The organism is Nocardioides caldifontis, from assembly GCF_008087345.1.
In the GTDB taxonomy this organism is placed as follows: Bacteria; Actinomycetota; Actinomycetes; order Propionibacteriales; family Nocardioidaceae; genus Marmoricola_A; species Marmoricola_A caldifontis.
Map to the genome: position 1 here is coordinate 1071036 of NZ_VHIB01000001.1, position 18002 is coordinate 1089037.

15 protein-coding genes are annotated in these 18002 nt (G+C 72.6%); 8 read left to right on the forward strand and 7 right to left on the reverse strand.

Annotated elements, in window-relative coordinates; translation table 11 throughout:
• Positions 1–20: 20 nt before the first annotated feature.
• From FIP57_RS13300 to FIP57_RS13310, 3 genes are all read right to left on the reverse strand, one after another.
• Positions 21–2348, reverse strand: a complete 2328-nt coding sequence (locus tag FIP57_RS13300; RefSeq protein ID WP_148573932.1) for a N,N-dimethylformamidase beta subunit family domain-containing protein — start codon at positions 2346–2348, stop codon at positions 21–23.
• A complete protein-coding gene (locus FIP57_RS13305) occupies positions 2341–2733 on the reverse strand; it encodes a N,N-dimethylformamidase alpha subunit family protein (RefSeq protein WP_203231209.1) in 393 nt (130 codons plus the stop codon). Before FIP57_RS13305 ends, FIP57_RS13300 begins: the two co-directional genes overlap by 8 nt.
• Before the next feature lie 124 nt (positions 2734–2857).
• Entirely contained in the window at positions 2858–4153 is a 1296-nt protein-coding gene (locus tag FIP57_RS13310; protein ID WP_148573934.1) for a PucR family transcriptional regulator, read from the reverse strand.
• 219 nt (positions 4154–4372) lie between these two features.
• Here FIP57_RS13310 and FIP57_RS13315 point away from each other — a divergent pair, with 219 nt between their 5' ends.
• On the forward strand, positions 4373–4777 hold the full coding sequence (locus FIP57_RS13315) for a N,N-dimethylformamidase alpha subunit family protein (protein ID WP_148573935.1): 405 nt from the start codon (positions 4373–4375) through the stop codon (positions 4775–4777).
• Entirely contained in the window at positions 4777–7068 is a 2292-nt protein-coding gene (locus tag FIP57_RS13320) for a N,N-dimethylformamidase beta subunit family domain-containing protein (protein WP_148573936.1), read from the forward strand. The genes FIP57_RS13315 and FIP57_RS13320 overlap by 1 nt, the downstream gene beginning before the upstream one ends.
• A 70-nt stretch (positions 7069–7138) precedes the next feature.
• Here FIP57_RS13320 and FIP57_RS13325 read toward each other — a convergent pair whose 3' ends face one another.
• Positions 7139–8500, reverse strand: a complete 1362-nt coding sequence (locus FIP57_RS13325) for a PucR family transcriptional regulator (protein ID WP_148573937.1) — start codon at positions 8498–8500, stop codon at positions 7139–7141.
• Positions 8501–8658: 158 nt separating this feature from the next.
• Here FIP57_RS13325 and FIP57_RS13330 point away from each other — a divergent pair, with 158 nt between their 5' ends.
• Entirely contained in the window at positions 8659–9993 is a 1335-nt protein-coding gene (locus FIP57_RS13330; RefSeq protein ID WP_238993435.1) for an MFS transporter, read from the forward strand.
• 6 nt (positions 9994–9999) lie between these two features.
• Here FIP57_RS13330 and FIP57_RS13335 read toward each other — a convergent pair whose 3' ends face one another.
• Positions 10000–10650, reverse strand: a complete 651-nt coding sequence (locus tag FIP57_RS13335; protein WP_238993436.1) for a TetR/AcrR family transcriptional regulator — start codon at positions 10648–10650, stop codon at positions 10000–10002.
• A 192-nt stretch (positions 10651–10842) separates the two neighbouring features.
• Between FIP57_RS13335 and FIP57_RS13340 the strand changes: the two genes are divergently transcribed.
• Positions 10843–11694 carry an SDR family oxidoreductase gene (locus FIP57_RS13340; RefSeq protein ID WP_148573938.1) on the forward strand — a complete coding sequence of 284 codons (852 nt, stop codon included), beginning with the start codon at positions 10843–10845 and terminating at the stop codon, positions 11692–11694.
• Between the two features lie 3 nt (positions 11695–11697).
• On the opposite strand, the gene FIP57_RS13345 is transcribed toward FIP57_RS13340, so the two are convergent.
• Positions 11698–12150: an acetoacetate decarboxylase family protein gene (locus FIP57_RS13345; protein ID WP_162529805.1), complete on the reverse strand. Its 453-nt coding sequence runs from the start codon at positions 12148–12150 to the stop codon at positions 11698–11700.
• A 420-nt stretch (positions 12151–12570) separates the two neighbouring features.
• On the opposite strand from FIP57_RS13345, the gene FIP57_RS13350 reads away from it, so the two are divergent.
• Entirely contained in the window at positions 12571–13287 is a 717-nt protein-coding gene (locus FIP57_RS13350; RefSeq protein ID WP_162529806.1) for a GGDEF domain-containing protein, read from the forward strand.
• 3 nt (positions 13288–13290) lie between these two features.
• Here the strand turns inward: FIP57_RS13350 and FIP57_RS13355 are convergent, their stop codons facing one another.
• Positions 13291–15537 carry an esterase-like activity of phytase family protein gene (locus tag FIP57_RS13355; protein WP_148573941.1) on the reverse strand — a complete coding sequence of 749 codons (2247 nt, stop codon included), beginning with the start codon at positions 15535–15537 and terminating at the stop codon, positions 13291–13293.
• A gap of 115 nt (positions 15538–15652) precedes the next feature.
• Here FIP57_RS13355 and FIP57_RS13360 point away from each other — a divergent pair, with 115 nt between their 5' ends.
• Genes FIP57_RS13360 through FIP57_RS13370 form a run of 3 tightly spaced genes read left to right on the forward strand, consistent with a single transcriptional unit; the run spans position 15653 to position 17998 of the window.
• The gene (locus tag FIP57_RS13360) at positions 15653–16567 is read left to right on the forward strand and encodes a 2-hydroxyacid dehydrogenase (protein ID WP_238993437.1); all 915 of its coding nucleotides are present in this window, start codon (positions 15653–15655) and stop codon (positions 16565–16567) included.
• On the forward strand, positions 16564–17427 hold the full coding sequence (locus tag FIP57_RS13365) for an alpha/beta fold hydrolase (protein ID WP_148573943.1): 864 nt from the start codon (positions 16564–16566) through the stop codon (positions 17425–17427). The genes FIP57_RS13360 and FIP57_RS13365 overlap by 4 nt, the downstream gene beginning before the upstream one ends.
• A 4-nt stretch (positions 17428–17431) precedes the next feature.
• Positions 17432–17998, forward strand: coding sequence for a dienelactone hydrolase family protein (locus FIP57_RS13370; protein ID WP_148573944.1), 567 nt, complete (start codon positions 17432–17434; stop codon positions 17996–17998).
• Positions 17999–18002 lie beyond the last annotated feature (4 nt).

The window sequence follows — 18002 nt, forward strand, 5'->3', positions numbered from 1 at the left end:
CGTCCCGGCCCGTCAGCCGGTCAGGAGACCAGCTCCTCGACCGGCCCGTCCCCCGCGAAGCGGCGGAGCAGGTTCGCCGTCATCTTCGAGACGTTGTTGTCGCCGTCGTTGTAGGGCAGGCTGCCGCACCAGGTCATCGAGCCGGCGCTGAACACCGCCCCGCCGTTCGGGGTGGTGAAGTACACCAGGTCCGCGCGGACCTTGGGGTGCTCGATGCCGTTCATCCCGGCGTGCGGGAAGTACTGCTCCTCCGGCACCAGGACGGCGTTCACGCTGTGGCCGTGGGAGCTGGCCAGCAGCATCGCGTGGGGCGGCGTGCCGAGGGCGAGGTCGTAGATGTCCATCTCCAACCCGGCCGCCCCGCCGTTGACCAGCCCGAAGTCGCCGATCATCTCGTCGGCCCCGATGCCGTCGAAGATCCACGCCAGCCGCTCGTCGCGCGCGTCGGGGAGCTGGACGTAGCCGGTGGAGACGTCGAGCCCGTGCGAGCTCATCCCGACGCCCCACTGCTTCTGCGGGGCCCGGCCCCGCTGCCGCCAGATGCCACCACGCTCGGGGGAGAACTCGTGGTAGTACTCGCCCGGGTTCGCCCGCCACGCCTGGGTGCCGAGCTCGCCCTTGCGGACCTCGATCATCCACGGCTTGTCCGGGTGCACGGTGGTGACCCAGATGAACCCGTTGCCGGCGAGGTACATCCCGCGACCGCCGTCGGCGAGGTAGTCCTCCCAGGCGTCCATCATCTTCGCGCTGTAGTACTCCGGGTGCGTGCCGGTGACCACGACGTTGTACCTGCCCAGCAGCTCGGCACCCTCGGCGTCGAGGTCGTGGTCGGTGATCACGTCGTACTCGAACCCCAGGTTGTCCATCCACCCGAGGAGCTGGAGGTCGGCGGGGAACTGCCACGCGGAGCCGAACTCGTGGCGGTAGCCGGGACGCATGCTGAGGATCGGACGGCGCCACGAGCTGTACTGCACGCCGCGGCCGTCGACGTGGTAGTCGTACGTCGAGAGCCCGTAGGGCCCCGAGCTCTCGTTGAGCTCGATGTCGCTGTCGTCGATGCTGGTGAAGACGCCCATGACGGCCTGCGCCGTCGCCGCGCTCTGCATGTCCTGGCTGTTGGCATAGGCCAGGTAGCTGAGCGTGGGCGCCAGCATCGCGATCTTCGCGGTGGCGGTGCCCCGCGGCGGGACCACGAAGAACGGGATCTGGTCCTCGTGCTCCCCGGCCTTCACGACCAGCGCGTAAGCGCCGCTGCGCAGCCCCTCGGGAACCTGCAGCACCAGCGGGTTCGTCCAGCGGCAGTCGTCGAGCGAGTCGTCGTGGAACCAGATCGCGCCGTACTGCTCGGGGCAGTGGAGGTAGTTCTCCTCCTGGCCCTCCCAGTTCCACCCGGTCATCGCCCGGTCGGGCTGGTTGACGCAGCGTCCGTCGAGCCCGTTGCCGGCAGCGTCGGTGACCACGTCGGTGGCCACGCCGCGCTTGGTGATCTGGGCGCTGAAGTCCCAGTGCGCCAGCAGGGCCGCACCCGACGGCGTGCCGCCGTCGTGGAGCGCCGCGCGGGCGCCCCCGGAGACCGCGCCCGCCAGCACCTTGGGGGAGTCGATCTTGCCGTTGAAGGTGCGCGTGACCCATGCACGGCCGTCGGCGACCTCCTCGGTGAGCCCGGCGATCACCACCGGCGCCGTCGCTACGGCCACGGACGCCTGGGCCTGGGACGAGGCCGACGAGTCCGAGTCGAGCGGGGCGACCAGGCCGAGCCGGCTGTTGTACCGGTTCACGCGGAGCCGCTGCTCGACGAAGAGCGTGCCGGCGGCCGGGTCGAACCCGGCGACGACCGAGTAGAACACCGACGCGAAGAGACGGCGGTCGCTGCGGACCTCGGCGCGGGCCCCCTTGCCATCGGCGACGACGAAGGTCGGGTAGCCGTCCTCGATGGTGAGCGCCCAGCCGGCGCCCTCGGCCTCGTTCCAGCGGCTCAGCACCGCCTGGCTCTTCATCGGCGTGGTGGCGAGCACGAACGCCTGGACGGTCAGACCGTCGGTGCCGGCGAGCGCACCCTGGTCGTCGGGCACCTCGACGAAGGCGCCGACCTGGGTGCGCTGGGGGAACGACTCGTGGGTGCCGTTGACGTTCGCCTCGACCGGCTCCATCAGCAGGTAGTCCTGGTGGTAGGCGTCGGTGAAGCGCGGCCGCCCGCCCTCGGTCGCGGCGTTGTCGTTGCCGTGGCTGAGCCGGACGAGCTGCGTGGTGCAGGTGACCGGCTCGTCCGTGCTGAGGTAGAAGCTCAGCGACTCGCCGGGGCGGACGTTGGGCTGGTCGCAGTAGCCGCGGACGTAGACCCTAGACATTCTTGTCCTCCTCGGTCAGGTGGGTGTCGAGCCCGTGGACGGCGAGCCGCTGCAGGAACGCGGCGTGGATCGCCGCTCGCTCGGTCGGGTAGGTCGTCTCCTCGAGGAAGACCGGAGCCTCGCCGCGCGGGGTCATCAGCGCGAGGCCGTACTCGTCGTACGGCTGGCGCAGGTGGACGAAGGGCTTGCGCTCCATCGGGGCCGCGGGCCCGCGGACGAAGTTGAGGACGAGGTTCAGCTCGTGGCTGTGCGGACCGCGCGGGTTCTCGCGGTGGGCGGCGACGAGTTCGGAGGTGACGAGCGGACGCAGGGCCTCCACGCGCCGGCGGCGGAACTCCTGCATCCAGTCCTCCGACTTGTCGCGGTAGGTCGTGGGGTCGGTCAACGGCAAGGGCTGCTCCTCTGCTCGGGGATGAGGTAGCGGCAACGATGGAAGGCCCCGCAGGGCGCGTCACCGTGCTCGGTGACCAGAACCGCGGCGCTCCTTGTGCCGCGTGCACAAAGGTGCGTCAGAGCCAGGCGTCGATGAGCAGCGCCGAGGAGAGCTCGTGCTCGGGGAGCTGCAGGGGGCGGCCCAGCTCCGCCTCGACCCGGCGGAGCCGGTAGGCGACGGTGTTGCGGTGCACCCGCAGGGCCGCTGCCGCGCGGCTGTGGCTGCCGCTCTCGGCGAGGAAGACACGGAGCGTCTCGCGGAGGGTGCGGGCCGCCGAGGTGTCGGCCGCCAACCCGCGCAGTCGGGTGGCGATGAACCGCCGGGCGCCTGCAGGATCGGCGAGCAGCAGCGCCGCGAGCCCGGCTTCCTCCTGGGTGTGCACCGTGGGGGCGGGGAGCCCGGCCGAGACGACGGCCGACTGGAGGCGCCGGGCGTCGAGGATCCCGTCGCGGAACCCGGTCTCGTGGACCGCCGGCGCGGACACCGCGAGGTGCAGCCGCGGGAGCGCCGGCTGGCGCAGCACCCGCAGGAGCCGGCCGCGGAGCTCCGGGGAGAGCTCGACCGGACGGGACGTCCAACCCCACACCTCGCTGGGGCCGTGGGACAGCGCCAGCCGGTCGCCGTGGCCGAGCACCGCGTGCACGTCCTCGGCGGTCCGCAGGAGCTCGGTCCGCAGGTCGAGCGGTGACTCCGGTGCCCACAGCACCCAGGCCCGGTGCGGGTCGTGGAGGGCGAAGTCGAGGGCTCGCCGGGTGGCGGCGGTGACCGGCTTGCCGTGCACGACCTCGAGGGCCGCGGCGGTGCGGGACCTGACCCGCGAGCCGAAGAGCTCAGCCGCCTCGGCCTCGTAGTGCTCGGCGACCCGCTGGGCGGCCCGGTCGAGGTAATTGAACGTCGCCGCGTGCAGCCAGGCGCCCACCTTCGCGACGTCGACACCCTCGCCGGCGTGCAGGGCGACGGCGGGCTGCACCCACCGGTGCCAGATCATCGCGTGGCCGACGTAGTAGATCCGGGTCAGCACGCTGACCGGCACGCGCTGGTGCACCATCTTGCGCGGCCACACCAGGGCGCTCGGCGGGGGCTCGACCACGCTGGGCACGAGCCCGCCGGCGACCATCTGCCACATCGTGCGCAGGTTGTCGGTGATCGACGCCCGCAGCGCGGTGTGCTCGGTCTGGTCGTCCGGCAGCTCCGGGAAGACCTGCAGCAGCCAGTCGAGCAGGCTGTCGGTGATGTCGCCGTTGCGGATCGTGAGGACGCCGGCGATCTCCCCGCACAGCGCCTTCTCCGCCGGGTCGACCAGCTCGGGGACGAGCTCGGCCTGGACGAGGTGACCTGCCATCGGCGCGGGGCTCGGCTCGAGGACGTGCACTGGCGCTCCTTCCGGAAGCTCCCCGTCGACGGAGGCCAGAAACTACCGGCGCCTCCGGGGGTCGACAACGAAAGTGTGCGAGCCGCACGCCCCCGGCGGCGGAGGCTGGGCGGCGCGCACCGTGCGGCCGGGAAAGTGCGGCGGCCGCGCCCCGCCGCCCTACCGCCGGTGGGGCTGCCGCTGCCAGCCTCGCAGCCCCACCGACCGAGGGGAGGGACCATGCCCTACACCGACCCGTCCCAGCTGAGGGACCACAACGAGGACTGGCTCGACTACTACTACCGGCGGCGCGGGAGGGACATCCTCGCCCTCGTCGACGACGAGCTGATCGCCGAGCACGAGCGCAACCCCGAGCAGTTCGAGGGGATGCACAGCAAGCGGCTCCAGGAGGTGCTCAACCACCTCCGCGCGCTGCCGGTGATCGGCAAGACGTTCGCGTACGCCGTCGAGCCGTACCGCAAGTACCGGCTCGGGATCGTCACCGCCCGCGGCACCGAGTGCGACTGGGTCAGCGACGAGACCTACCCGGACGAGAAGTCCGCCGTGCACGCCATCTTCCTGTACCGACTCGACGAGCTGCGCCGGAAGGTCGGCGCGGACACCACCGAAGGAGCGACCCGCTGATGTCCCGCCTGCGCCTGCGTGGCTACACCGACGTCCCGAGCTACGAGCCCGGCCAGCGGGTCAAGGTCCACGTCTCCGCCGACGACCCGGGCAGCTACACCGCCGAGGTCGTGCGGCTCCTCAACGGCGACCAGCACCCCGACGGCCCCGGGCCGCGGGAGGAGGTCGTCGAGACCGCGGCCAACGGCAGCTATCCCGCGCGCTGGCAGCGCACCCAGTCCGGCGGGTACGTCGAGGTGCCGGACCCGGACGGCGTGCTGGCGCCGTCGGGCAGCTTCTCGGTGCACGTCTTCCTCAGCTCGATGGTCCCGACCCGCGGACGCCAGGCGGTGGTGTCCCGGTGGGACGACGCGACGTCCACCGGATGGAGCCTCGAGGTCGGCGAGGAGGGGGCGCTCCGGTTCGTGGTCGGTGACGGCTCGGGCGGGACGGCCTCGGTCACCAGCGAGCGGCGGCTGTTCGCGGACACGTTCTACTCCGTCACCGCCACGTACGACGCCGACGCGGGGACCCTCGTGCTCGTCCAGAAGTCGGTCGTCGGCAGCACCAACGGGCGCTTCGGCAAGGTGTTCCCGATCGACTCCGACACGGCCGTCACGGCGCCGGCCACCGTCCGACCCGCGGCTGCCGCCGTCCCGTTCCTGGTGGCCGGTGTGGCGGAGTCCGCCCCCGGCGAGGACGGCCGCACCTGGGTGGTCGCCTGCTTCAACGGGAAGATCGAGGCGCCGACCCTCCTCGCCGGCGCGGTCACCTCCGACGACGCCGCGGTCCTCGACACCGGGGCACTGCCCGAGGGGCGGGACGTCATCGCCCGCTGGGACTTCGCCGAAGGGTTCACCAAGCAGGGGCTGGAGGACGACGTCATCCACGAGGTGGGTGGCGCCGGGCTCGACGGCTTCACGGTGAACCAGCCCGACCGGGCGATGACCGGCTGGAACTGGCAGGGCATCGAGGAGGTCTTCAAGTACTGCCCCGAGGAGTACGGTGCGATCTGGTTCCACGAGGATTCCCTCGACGACTGCCGGTGGGAGCCCGACTTCGAGGTCCCGCTCCCCGACGACCTCCCCAGCGGTTGCTACGCCGTGCGGCTGACCCAGGGCGAGGCCGTCGACTGGGTGCCGTTCTTCGTGCGGCCGAAGGCGGGGACGGCCACCGCGAAGATCCTGCTGCTGGCTCCGACGTACAGCTACCTGGCGTACGCCAACAGCCAGGTCATGCAGAACGCGCCCACCGCGCAGGCGATCATGGGCCACTTCACGACGCTGGAGGAGATCGACCTCGAGCTCAACGAGAACAGCGGCTACGGGCTCTCGACGTACGACTACCACGTCGACGGCCGGGGGTGTCAGTACTCCAGCTGGAAGCGGCCGATCCTCAACATGCGTCCGCGCTACACCCACGAGTTCGGGACGGTGTGGCAGTACCCCGCCGACCTCCAGCTGGTCGACTGGCTGACGACCATGGGCTTCGAGTTCGACGTCGCCACCGACCACGACCTTCAGGAGCAGGGGGTCGACCTGTTCAAGCGCTACAACGTGGTGCTCACCGGGTCGCACCCCGAGTACTACTCGCGCCAGATGATCGATGCCTGGGAGAGCTACCTCGCCGACGGCGGCCGCGGGATGTACCTGGCCGGCAACGGGATGTACTGGATCGCCTCGCCGCACCCGCAGAAGCCGTGGCTCGTCGAGATCCGCAAGGGCGAGCAGGGTGACCAGGCGTGGCGCGCCCGTCCGGGGGAGTACTACCACGGGACGTCGGGCGAGCGGGGCGGGCTGTGGCGGATGCGCGGTCGTGCCTCGGCCAAGACGTGGGGCGTCGTCTACACCTCGCACTGCCTCGACGTCGGCTTCGGCTACGTGCCGATGCCGGACGCCCAGGACCCCAAGCTGGCCTGGATGTTCGAGGGCATCGAGCCGGGCGAGGAGATCGGTGACTTCGGGCTGGTCAACCAGGGTGCCGCCGGTATCGAGGTGGACCGCTACGACCAGTCCGCCGGCACCCCGCCGAACGCCTACCTCGTCGCCAGCTCCTACAGCGAGAGCAACAACTGGGTGCTGGTGCCCGAGGAGAACTACTTCGCGTTCCCCGGGATGTTCGCGCCGGAGCACCCGATGGTGAAGGGGGACATCGTCTACTTCTCCACCTCCAACGGCGGCGCGATGTGGAGCGCCTCCTCGATGGCGTGGTGCGGCAGCCTGCAGTACGAAGGCTGCGACAACAACGTCTCGCGGATGACCGCGAACGTGCTGCGGTACTTCGCGCAGGACGGGGAGCTGCCGGAGATCTGACGGTGGTCCGACAGCACTGACCGGCCGGGGTCCCGCTCCTCGTGGGCGGGGCCTCGGCCGGCAGTGGCGCTCAGCCGCGCGAGGTCGCCGACGGCAGCCAGTCGAGGATCAGCAGCGCGGCCGCCAGCTCCGGCTCGCTCGAGGTCACCGGCCGGCCGAGCTCGGCCTCGCAGCGGCGGATCCGTTGGAGCACGGTGTTGCGGTGCACTCCGAGCGCGGCGGAGGTGCGCTGGAAGCTGCCGGCGTGGGCCAGGAAGGTGCGCAGCGTGGTCAGCAGCGTCGCGTCGCGCTCGCCCGACGCGGCGAGCGACCCGAGGTGGCGCCGGGCGAAGCGGCGCGCGTTCGGCGGGTCGGCCACCAGCAGGGCCGCCAGGCCGGCCTCCTCGCTGGTCATCACGTTGGTGGTCAGCCCCTCCGCGCGGTCCATGGCGGCGCGCAGGGCGCGGGCCTCGTCGTGGCCGTCGCGGAACCCGTCGACGCCGGTGTCGGGGGTGGCGACCGCGAGCCGGGGGAGCCGCCTGGTCACCGTGGCGGCGCGGTCGGCGTCCGCGGGCAGCCCCAGCAGCCGGGCGAGCTTGTCCGTCGCGAGCGGGCCGGTGGCGGGGGCGCCGGTCCAGCCCCACACCTCGGTCGGGCCGTGGCGGGTGGTCAGCCGGGGCGCCGACCGGCCGCCGAGCAGTGCGTGCACCCCCTCCGCGAGCGAGGGAAGCACCGGTCCGAGGTCGGCGGCCGTGGGCGGCAGCCAGAGGACCCACGCCCGGTGCCGCTCCCCGACGGGGAACCGGACCGTCCGCTCGATCGCCGGCGTCAGCCGGGCGCCGGCCAGCAGGTCGCGGACGGCCGCCTGCAGCGCGCGGTCCTCGGAGCCGGAGAGCTCCATCCGCTCGGCGTGGTACTGCTCCGCGACGCGGAGCGCGGCCTGGTCCAGGTAGGTGAAGGCGAGGCTGTGGAGGCGCGCCGAGACGACGGTCGTGTCGAAGCCCTCGGCGGCGAGCTCCACCAGCCGGGGGTGCACCCACCGGTGCCAGATGTTCGCGTGGCCGACGTAGTAGACCCGCATCAGGGTGCCGAGCGGCACCCGGGCGCGGATCAGCTTCCGGGGCCACAGCAACGCGTTGGGCGGCGGATTGACGTCGGAGGGCTCGAGGCCGTGGGCGACCATCGACCACATCGTCACCATGTTGTCGTGGACCGAGCTCCTGAGCGCGGCCACGTCACCGGTGGGCGGTCCGACGCGCGGGAAGAGCTCGACGATCCCGTTGACGACGTCCTCGGTCATCGCCGGGACCTGCTCGCCGAGCCGCCGGCCGACGAGCTTCACCAGCTCCGCCTCCTGCGGGCTGACGGACCGCGGCCCCAGGTCGAGCTCGCTGCCGCCCCAGGTCTCGCGGACCGTGACCGCGGCGGAGGGACGCGCCTGCTCGAGGGTCATGAGCGGGGCCTCCTGCGGTGCGACGGCCCCTGAATGCTCTGCGACTAGAGGTTTGACGTCAAGGGAGCCGACCGGGACCCGGACGGCCGCCCCCCGCCGTGGACCAGCGGACTACCGTGGAGCCGGCCCGCCCGGTGCGGCGGGCGGGAGGAGAGCACGTGCCGCGTCCGGAGGTGGCGGTCGGTTCGCGGCGCGCCTGGCTGATCTGGGGCGTCGCGCTGGCGGTGTACCTGCTCGCGGTGTTCCACCGCAGCTCGCTCGGCGTCGCCGGGCTGCTCGCGTCCGAGCGGTTCGACATCTCCGCCACGCAGCTGTCGCTCTTCTCGGTGCTCCAGCTCTTCCTCTACGCCGGCATGCAGATCCCGGTCGGCGTGCTGCTCGACCGGTTCGGCGCGCGGGTGATGCTGCTCGGCGGCCTCGCGATGATGAGCGCCGGGCAGCTGCTCTTCGCCTTCACCACCTCGTTCCCGGCCGCTGTCGGGGCCCGGGCCGTCGTCGGTGCCGGCGACGCGATGGTCTTCATCAGCGTCGTCCGGCTGATCGGGCTGTGGTTCCACACCCGCCAGGCCTCGGTGGTCACCCAGGTCACCGGCCCCGTGGGCCAGCTCGGCGCGGTCGCCGCGGCCACCCCGCTCGCCATCGCGCTGCGCGAGCTCGGGTGGACGACGACCTTCGCCGTCACCTCCTCGATCGGGGTCGTGCTGATGGTGGTCACCGCCCTGACGGTCCGCTCCTCGCCGTACGCCGACGACGGGGTGGCCGAGATCAGGCTGGCCGCCCTCGCCCGCTCGGTGCGCTGGGTCTGGGGCAACCCGGGCACCCGGCTCGGGATGTGGTCGCACTTCACCGGTCAGTTCTCGATGACGGTGTTCGGGCTCCTCTGGGGCGTCCCGTTCCTCGTCGAGGGCGAGGGGCTGAGCACCGACGCGGCGTCGAACCTCCTGGTGGTGATGGTCCTCTCCGGGCTGGTCAGCGGGGTGGCGCTCGGGTCGTTCGTCGCCCGCCACCCCTTCCAGCGGTCGACGACGGTGCTCGGCGTGGTCGCCGCGATCGTGGTGACCTGGACCGTCGTGCTGCTGTGGCCGGGGCAGGCGCCGTTGTGGATGCTCGTCCTGCTGGTCTGTGTGATGGGCGCAGGCGGCCCCGCGTCGATGGTCGGGTTCGACCTCACCCGCAGCTTCCACCCCACGGAGGCGACCGGGCGAGCCAACGGCATCGTCAACGTCGGCGGCTTCGCGGCCTCGCTCGTCACGCTGCTGCTGATCGGCGTCGTGCTGGACCTGCAGTCGCCGGACGGCGCGCACGACCTCGGCGACTTCCGGTGGGCGATGGCGGTGCAGTACTTCGTCTGGCTCCTCGGCGCTGTCCAGATCGTCCGGTTCCGCCGCAAGGCGATCGCGCACCTGCGCCGGGTGCACCCGGGCGCGGTGGAGACGCTGAAGCGCGGCGAGCCCTTCGTGCACCCGGGGTTCCACGAGCGCGAAGGGGTCTGAGCCCCCTCAGCGGTGCATCGCGATGTACGCCGAGGTGGCGGCCGTGACCAGCTGGGCGGGCGTGGCCTCCAACCCCCCGTCGAGCCAGGCGGTCACGAGCTCGGCCATCCCCCCGACGAAGAGCAGCCCCGCCAGCTCGCCGTCGGCGACGGCCCGGTCCCGCCCGTACAGCTCGCGCGCCTCCTCGGCCGCCAGGTGCGCGAAGTGGCGGAGCAGCGCGGCGCGCCGGGGCCGCAGCGCCGGGTCGGCCGCGGCCTCGACGATCGCCACCCGCCCCTTGCGCGGGTCCTCGACCACGAGGCCGACGAAGGCCTCGACCGACGCGCGCACCCGGGCGGCCGGGTCGTCGCCTGCCGCGTCGGCCGCCGCGGTAGTGCGCTGCTCGACCTCGGTGGCGACGGCGTCCACCACCGCGACCAGCGCCTCGTCGAGCGAGCGGAAGCTCTCGTAGAAGTAGCGCTCGGTCAGCCCGGCCCGCTGGCAGACCCGGGTCATCGTCACCGGGGTGGCCGGGTCGGCCCAGACGTCAATAGTGGCCTCGAGCAGCCGGGCCCGCCGCTCGGCGGTGCGCTCGGCAGCGGTCATCCCCCGGTAGGTGCCGGACGGCCCCGACCGGCCCGACCGGCCGGCCTGCCCCGTCCCCGTCTGCCCCGCCACCGCGTCATCGTGGCACAGGTGGCGCCGCGCGCCAGGTCGTTGACCGGGGCCCTGTCGAGCGCCGCGTGGCCGCCCCTGACGACGAGGATGCGGGTCCGGCCGGTGGAGGCGCCCGCCCGCCTGACCCTTGACAGCCGCGACCGCCGCCGCAAGAGTGACAGGACGCCCTGTCAGAAGGTGGGAGGAAGCCCCATGTCCCGTGACGTCGCCGGCCTGTCCCTGATCGTGACGGGAGGCGCCCGGGGGATCGGCCGGGCCACCGTCGAGAGGTTCGCCCGCCTCGGCGCTCGGGTCGCGGTCGGCGACCGCGACGTCGAGCTCGCCCGCGAGGTCGTCGCCCCGTTCGGCGGCCGCGCTGCCGCCGCCCGCCTCGACGTCACCGACCCGCAGTCGTGGCGCGACTTCCTCGAGGAGGTCTCCGCGCTCGGGCCGTTCGACGTGCTGGTCAACAACGCCGGGATCATGCCGCTCGGGTCGGTGCTCAAGGAGCCCGACGGCGTCACCCGGGCGATCATCGACGTCAACGTGCACGGCGTCATCAACGGCACGAAGGCGGTGGCGCCCGGGATGGTGGAGCGGGGCAGCGGCCACGTCGTCAACGTGGCCTCGGCGGTCGGCCGGGTCGCAGTCGCCGACGGAGCGACGTACTCCGCCTCGAAGTTCGCCGTCGTCGGGTTCAGCGAGGCGACGCGAGCCGAGCTCGCCCCGCACGGAGTCGACGTCACCGTCGTGCTCCCGACCGTCGTGCAGACCGAGCTCGCGGCCGGCGTCCCGGCGGCCCGTGGCGTCAAGCCGGTCACGGCCGAGGACGTCGCCGAGGTCATCGAGGAGGCGGTCCGCAAGCCGCGCCCCGAGCTCTGGGTGCCCCGCTGGACGCAGGGGCTCACCAAGGTGACGCAGGTGCTTCCCCGGGTCGTGCAGCAGGGGATGGCGAAGCTGACGGCCGCCGACACGATCCTCGCCTCGGCGGACCCGGCTGCGCGCGCGGCGTACGGGGAGCGGGCGCGGCGGCCCACCGAGCACACCGAGCCCTCCGGGTCCTAGCCCTCAGACGGGGAGCGCCTCCTCGAAGGTGGCGACCATGTGCTCGTTCCACGTCGAGAGCACGGCCGGGGCCGGCAGCCCGAGGCCGCGCAGCTCCTTGGCCCACGGGTGCTCGCCGAGCTCGAGCTCGACCCCTTCGGGTCCGAGCGCCAGCCCGGCGCCGCTGCCGCCCTGGGTGAAGCGGGTGCAGTGCAGCCGCCCGTCCTTCAGCGTGTACGACGCGTTGGTCAGCGGCGCCATGTGGTCCACGCCGTGGCGGGGGACCCGGAGCCGCAGGACCAGCTCGCCCCCGACGTGCAGGGCAACGGTGAGGCTGGTGTCGGTGTAGTCGAAGGAGAGCTCCTCGACGCTCTTCGGGAACCCCCACACCTCCCGCCCGGCGGCGCAGGTGAACTCGCCGTCGACCGGTAGCCGCAGGATGAAGGTGCCGTCCTCGCCGCCCGCACGCGGTCGCACGAACGCGATGAGCCCGACCCGAGGTAGCCCCCGAGGTCGTTGTCGCGGTAGTCCACCGCCGCGACCGCGAACTGGGCGCGGCCGGAGGTGCTCTGGACCACCTCGACGGTGTCGGTGGGGAGGAGCGCCTGCAGCGCGGCTGCGTCGACCTCCCAGATGACCGTGGCGGCCGCCGCGTCGCGGACCTCCACCGGCGGCGTGACGTCGCGCCCCTGCACCAGCATGCGCTGCTCCGTCCAATTCGGTCCGTCAGCCGTCGCTCACTATCCCGAGGGGGCCCGAGGGCGTCAAGTGCGTCCGGATGGGAATAGGTGCACCGTTGGTCAGGGGTGGTCCGACGCCTTTCCGGAGGCGGTGTGGCGTGAGGCGTTCCGTCAGGCGAGCGTGGGGCTCGCGCTGCTCGACCCTGCGGGTGAACCGGTGGCCACCAACCCCCACCTCGACGCCCTGCTGGGGCCCGGCGGCACCGGGCTGATCTGCCGCGCGGTCAAGGAGCGGCTGCCGGAGAGCGGGGACGCGCCGGTGACCGTGCCGCTCGACGAGCGGATCGCCGCGAAGGTCGAGCGGGTCGAGCACGCCGACGGTGCCTGCTACTTCCTGCTCTACGTCGCCCCGCCCGCCGGCAACGACCACCTCACCGGGCTCGCCGGCCGCGACCGGCTGCTCGCCGAGCTGCTCCGGCTGCTCGGGCGGCGCGCGCGGCGGGACGTCCAGCTGGTGATGGTCGACCTCGACGGCTTCAAGAAGATCAACGACCGGCACGGCCACGTCGTCGGCGACGAGGTGCTGATGGCGGTGGCGGACCGGCTCGGCTCGACGGTCCGGCCGGAGGACCTGGTGGCCCGGTGGGGCGGCGACGAGTTCGTGGTCCTGCTCGACGACCCCGCCGAGGAGGGTGGCGCGGCGGTGTGCCGGCGGGTCCGGGAGGCGTTCACCACCCCGATCACGACGCGCGTCGGGCCGCTCGCCGTCCGGGCGTCGTGCGGCTGGGTGCAGGCGCGCGACGGCGAGGCGCCCACCGAGCTGCTCGACCGCGCCGACCGCGAGATGTACGGCGAGAAGCGGCGCCGGCGCCGGTCCCCGCGGATCGTGGAGCAGCGGGGGACCGACGCCGTGCCGGTGATGAGAGGTCGTTGACGGTCAGCCGGAGGCGGCAACCCCCAAGCCGGGGTGGTCGCTGAAGAACCCGTCCATCCCGGCGTCGAGGAAGACCCGGATCTCGCCGGCCAGGTCGCCCTGCTCCGCCGGCCCTCCGGCGCTGCGGAAGTCGACCGGGAGGAACTGGTTCTCGGCGCGGAAGGTCCACCCGTGCACCGTCAAGCCGGCCCGGTGCGCGTCGGCGATGACCGATGTCGGCTCACCCAGGGTGCCGTCCGGGTCGCGGGGGATCATCACGTCCTTGCAGGCCCCCAGCGCGTCGGCGTACCTGGCGATCCCCCTCAGTCCTGCCCGCGTCACGAGGTCCTCGTAGCGGCGCGGGTCGCCGGCGGCGACCAGGTCGTATGGCGCGCCGGAGCAGTTGACGAGCTGCGCGATGGTGATAGGGGTCCTGCGCGCGAGCTCGCGCAGGTTGCTCGTCTCGAAGCTCTGGATGATCACCGGAGCGCGCTTCCCTGCCATCCCGTTGCGGCGCAGCTCCGCGAGCAACGGCTCCTCCAAGGACAGCCCGGCATCGTCGAAGTAGGTCGGGTGCTTCGTCTCCGGGTAGACACCGACCTCCTTGCCGTCGCAGGTGCGTGAGTGCCGGGCCAGGTCGAGCACCTCGTCGAAGGTCGGCACCTGGTAGCGGCCGTCGAAGGCGGTGTTGCCCGGACGGACAGCGGGGATGCGCTCCTTCGCACGGAGCGTGCGGAGCTCCGCGAGCGTGAAGTCCTCGGTGAACCACCCCGTCACCTGCACCCCGTCGATGGTCTTGGTCGTACGGCGGTCGGCGAACTCGGGATGGTCGGCGACGTCCGTCGTGCCGCCGATCTCGTTCTCGTGGCGCGCCACCAGCACGCCGTCCTTGGTCGAGACCAGGTCCGGCTCGATGTAGTCGGCGCACTGCAGGATGGCCTGCTCGTAGGCCGCCAGGGTGTGTTCGGGCCGGTGGCCGCTCGCGCCGCGGTGGGCGACGACAGTCGGGCCCGCACTGGCCGGGCGGAGCTTCCGCAGCTCGACGACGGCCATCTCGGTGTCGTCGGGCGTGCCCGGGATGCGTGCGCTGTTGCCGGGGTAGTTGTTGTCGTTGCCGATGAGCAGCCGGCCGCCCTCCAGCAGCAGGACGGTCTCGAAGGACTGCACCGGGAGCGACCACGACGCCCCGGTGCCGTAGCCGGTCCCCTCGCCGATGCCGTAGGGGTTCGCGATGCCGAGGGCGTCGAGCACGAGTTCCTTCTCGACGTAGCCCTCGCGGTCACGTCGCGCCAGGTCCACTTCGTAGACGCGCTTGGTGACCGACGCCGGGCCCTCGAAGTCGTCGCGCTCGATGAGCAGCATGCGGCGGTTGCCCGTCATGAACGCGTCACCGATGACGTTCGCCTCCTGGTCTGTCTCGTAGGCCCAACGCTTGGCGGTGTACTTCCCTCGGCGGGTGTCGAACTCGTGGATCCAACGGCGCCGCTTCTGCGGGTCGTCGGCGAGCGCGCCCTCGACGACCGGGTAGAGGTAGCGGCCGCTCTTGCTCGCTGCCATCGCCTCGAACCCGCGGCTCGAGCCGACGCGTGGCTCCTCGCCGGGCTTCAGGTAGGGATTGGCGGGGGACTTGCCGACCGGGAAGGGGACCGGCGCCTGGAGCAGCTTGCCGGTGCGGTCCACGTGCAGCAGGAAGGGCCCGAACTCCTCACCGATCCAGAAGCTGCCGTCCTCGGCGCGGACGATCGACTCGATGTCGAAGTCGCCACCCGTGAGGAGCCTTTGCTTGCTGTCTCCGTTGACGATGGGGAAGTCGATGCGGCGGTCTGGGTCGCGCAGCGACAGGTGGCGCAGCACCTCGATCTCGCCCCTGCCCCCCGTGCGCGTCTCCCACCGCGGCTCCACCAGGTAGACCCGGAGCAGGAAGTCGGCGGAGTTGCCCTTGGCGCCGAAGCCGTTGTCGGGCATCGCCCAGTAGGTGCCGTCGCCGTTGTCGACCATGCCGGAGAAGCCGGGGACGACCTGGCCGGGGAACGGGCCGTTGCGCCCGTTCGCCGGCGTCGCCTGGCTCCCGGAGGGCGGACCCTCCTCCAGGTGGTCGGCCGACAGGGTGGCGCGGGCGACCAGGGTGGGTCGGGTCGGAGGGTCGCCGTGGCCTCCCGGCCCACCGGGCGCCGCCGACGCGGAGGGCAGTCCGGAGGGAGACCAGGTGGGGGCGAGCAGGGCCGCGGCGACCGCCGCGGAGAGGATGAGGGGTGTTCGTGCGGTTCGCATGGCGACGATCCAAGGGAGCGCTGCCCACCTGGGCCGGTCCCGCCACCGACGAGAGGGTGACAGCGCGATGAACAGTGGGACGCGACGCGACGCCGGCGTGCTGAGGATCGGCGGCATGCTGTCCTCCCTGGCCGAGCGGCTCGACACGACGTACGGCGCGGTGGAGCTGCCGACCGACGACGACGTGAGCGAGGCCCTGGCGACTCACGGGCCGGGTGCCCGGGTGCTCGTCGTGTCCTACGGCCACCCCGTCGGGCGGCCCTTCCTCGAGGCGTTGCCCGACCTCGAGGCCGTCGTCAACTTCGGAGTCGGCTACGACAACATCGACGTGGCCGCCGCACACGAACGAGGGATCGTCGTCGGCAACACGCCGGACGTGCTGAACGACAGCGTCGCCGAGCTGACCGTCGGACTTCTCCTCGACGTGCTGCGTCGGATGTCGGCGGGCGACCGCTACGTGCGTGCCGGCCGCTGGGAGAGCGGTGTCGCGTTCCCGCTCGCCCGCCAGCTCGCCGGCCGACGTGTCGGCATCGTCGGGATGGGTCGGATCGGGGCCGCGGTCGCACGCCGGCTGGAGCCGTTCGGCTGCGAGATCGGCTACCACAACCGGCGCGAGGTCGACGCGTCCCCGTACCGCTTCTTCGACTCCGCGCTCGCCCTCGCCGAGACCTCGGACGCGCTGGTCGTGCTCGCCCCCGCGACCCCCGAGACCCGCCACCTCGTCGACGCCGACGTGCTCTCCGCGCTGGGTCCCGACGGGGTGCTGGTCAACGTCGCGCGGGGCTCGCTGGTCGACGAGTGCGCGCTGCTGGAGGCGCTCCGGGCCGGGACCATCGCCGGCGCCGGGCTGGACGTCTACGCCGACGAGCCCCGCGTGCCGTCGGAGCTGTGGGAGCGTGATGACGTGGTGCTCCTGCCCCACGTCGGAAGCGCCACCCGTGAAGCCCGGGAGGCGATGGCCGGACTCGTGCTCGACAACGTCGAGGCGTTCCTGGCGTCCGGGTCGCTGGTGACTCCCGTGGAGGGATGAGAGAGATGGTGGCACGGGTGGGCGGGGTCGCCTACGACGTCGTGGGACGAGGCGAACCTGTCCTGCTCCTGCACGGCGGGTCGGGCAGACGGCAGTGGTTCGACGCCCTGAGCGAGCTGCTCGCCGAGGAGTTCCGGATGCTCCGTGTGGACCTGCCGGGCCATGGGGAGTCCGACCACACCCCGGGGCACTACCGGCTGGACGACTCGGTGGACGCGCTGCTCGGCGTGCTCGAGGTGGCCGGGGACGGACCGTGGTGGGTCGTCGGCCACTCGCACGGCGCCCACGTGGGGCTGGTCCTCGCCGCCCTGTACCCGGAGATCGTCAGGGGTCTGGTGATCGGCGACGCCCCGCTGGGCAAAGCACGGATGCGTCAGCACCAGAGCTCCACCGCGCGGATGAACCGTGGCTGGCGTCGGCTCACCGACCCGGAGCTCAGCCATGAGGACGTGCTGAGGGGGTTCCTCGCTCTCGAGGTGGAGACGGCGGACGGGAGCGTGTCGGTGGATCGGTTCTTCGGTGCCGACCACCCGTACGTGCACGAGATGGTCGCCTGCCTCGAGCGCCACGACGGAGACTTCCTCGACGCAGTGCTCGAGCGGTTCGACGACACCTACCGGTGCCTCGACGAGGCCCTGCTGCGGAGGGTCCGGTGCGAGGTGGCCCTGCTCAGGGGTGACCCGGCGGCGGGCGGCCTGGTGCAGGACGACGACGAGGCGTACCTGCTCCGGAACATCCCGCAGGCCCGTGTCCTCCGGTTGAGAGGGGTCGGCCACGGCCTCCAGCTCCAGGACCCGCACCAGGTGGCGGATGCGCTGCGACAGGTGCTTGGCACGGGTGCAGGACGCGTTCCAGACTGACCCGGTGACGGAGCTCCTCGTCCTGCACCACGCGCTAGGGCTGACCGAGGGCGTGCGGTCCTTCGCGGCGGCGCTCGAGGATGCGGGCCACACGGCGCGGGTCCCCGACCTCTACGACGGGCTGACCTTCGCCGACCTGGCCTCCGGCGTCGCGCACGCCGAGGTGCTGGGGTTCGAGGAGGTCGTGCGGCGCGGCGAGGCGGCGGCCGAGCCGCTGTCGGACGCCTTCGTCCCGATCGGCTTCTCGCTCGGGGTCATGCCGGCGCAGAAGGTCGCCCAGACCCGCCGCGGGATCCTCGGGGCGGTCTTCGTGCACTCCGCCGTCCCGCCCGCCGCGCTCGGGGGCACGTGGCCGGGCGGGCTCCCGCTGCAGATGCACATCAGCGAGGGCGACGAGGACGTCCCGGTCTGCCAGGAGCTGGCCGCCGAGCGCGGCGCCGAGCTGTGGCTCTACCCCGGGTCGGCGCACCTCTTCGCCGACCCGGGCTCCGGTGAGTACGACGACGAGGCGGCCCGGCTCCTCCTCGAGCGCGTGCTGGAGTTCCTCGACCGGGTCGGCGGACCCCGGTGAGCCC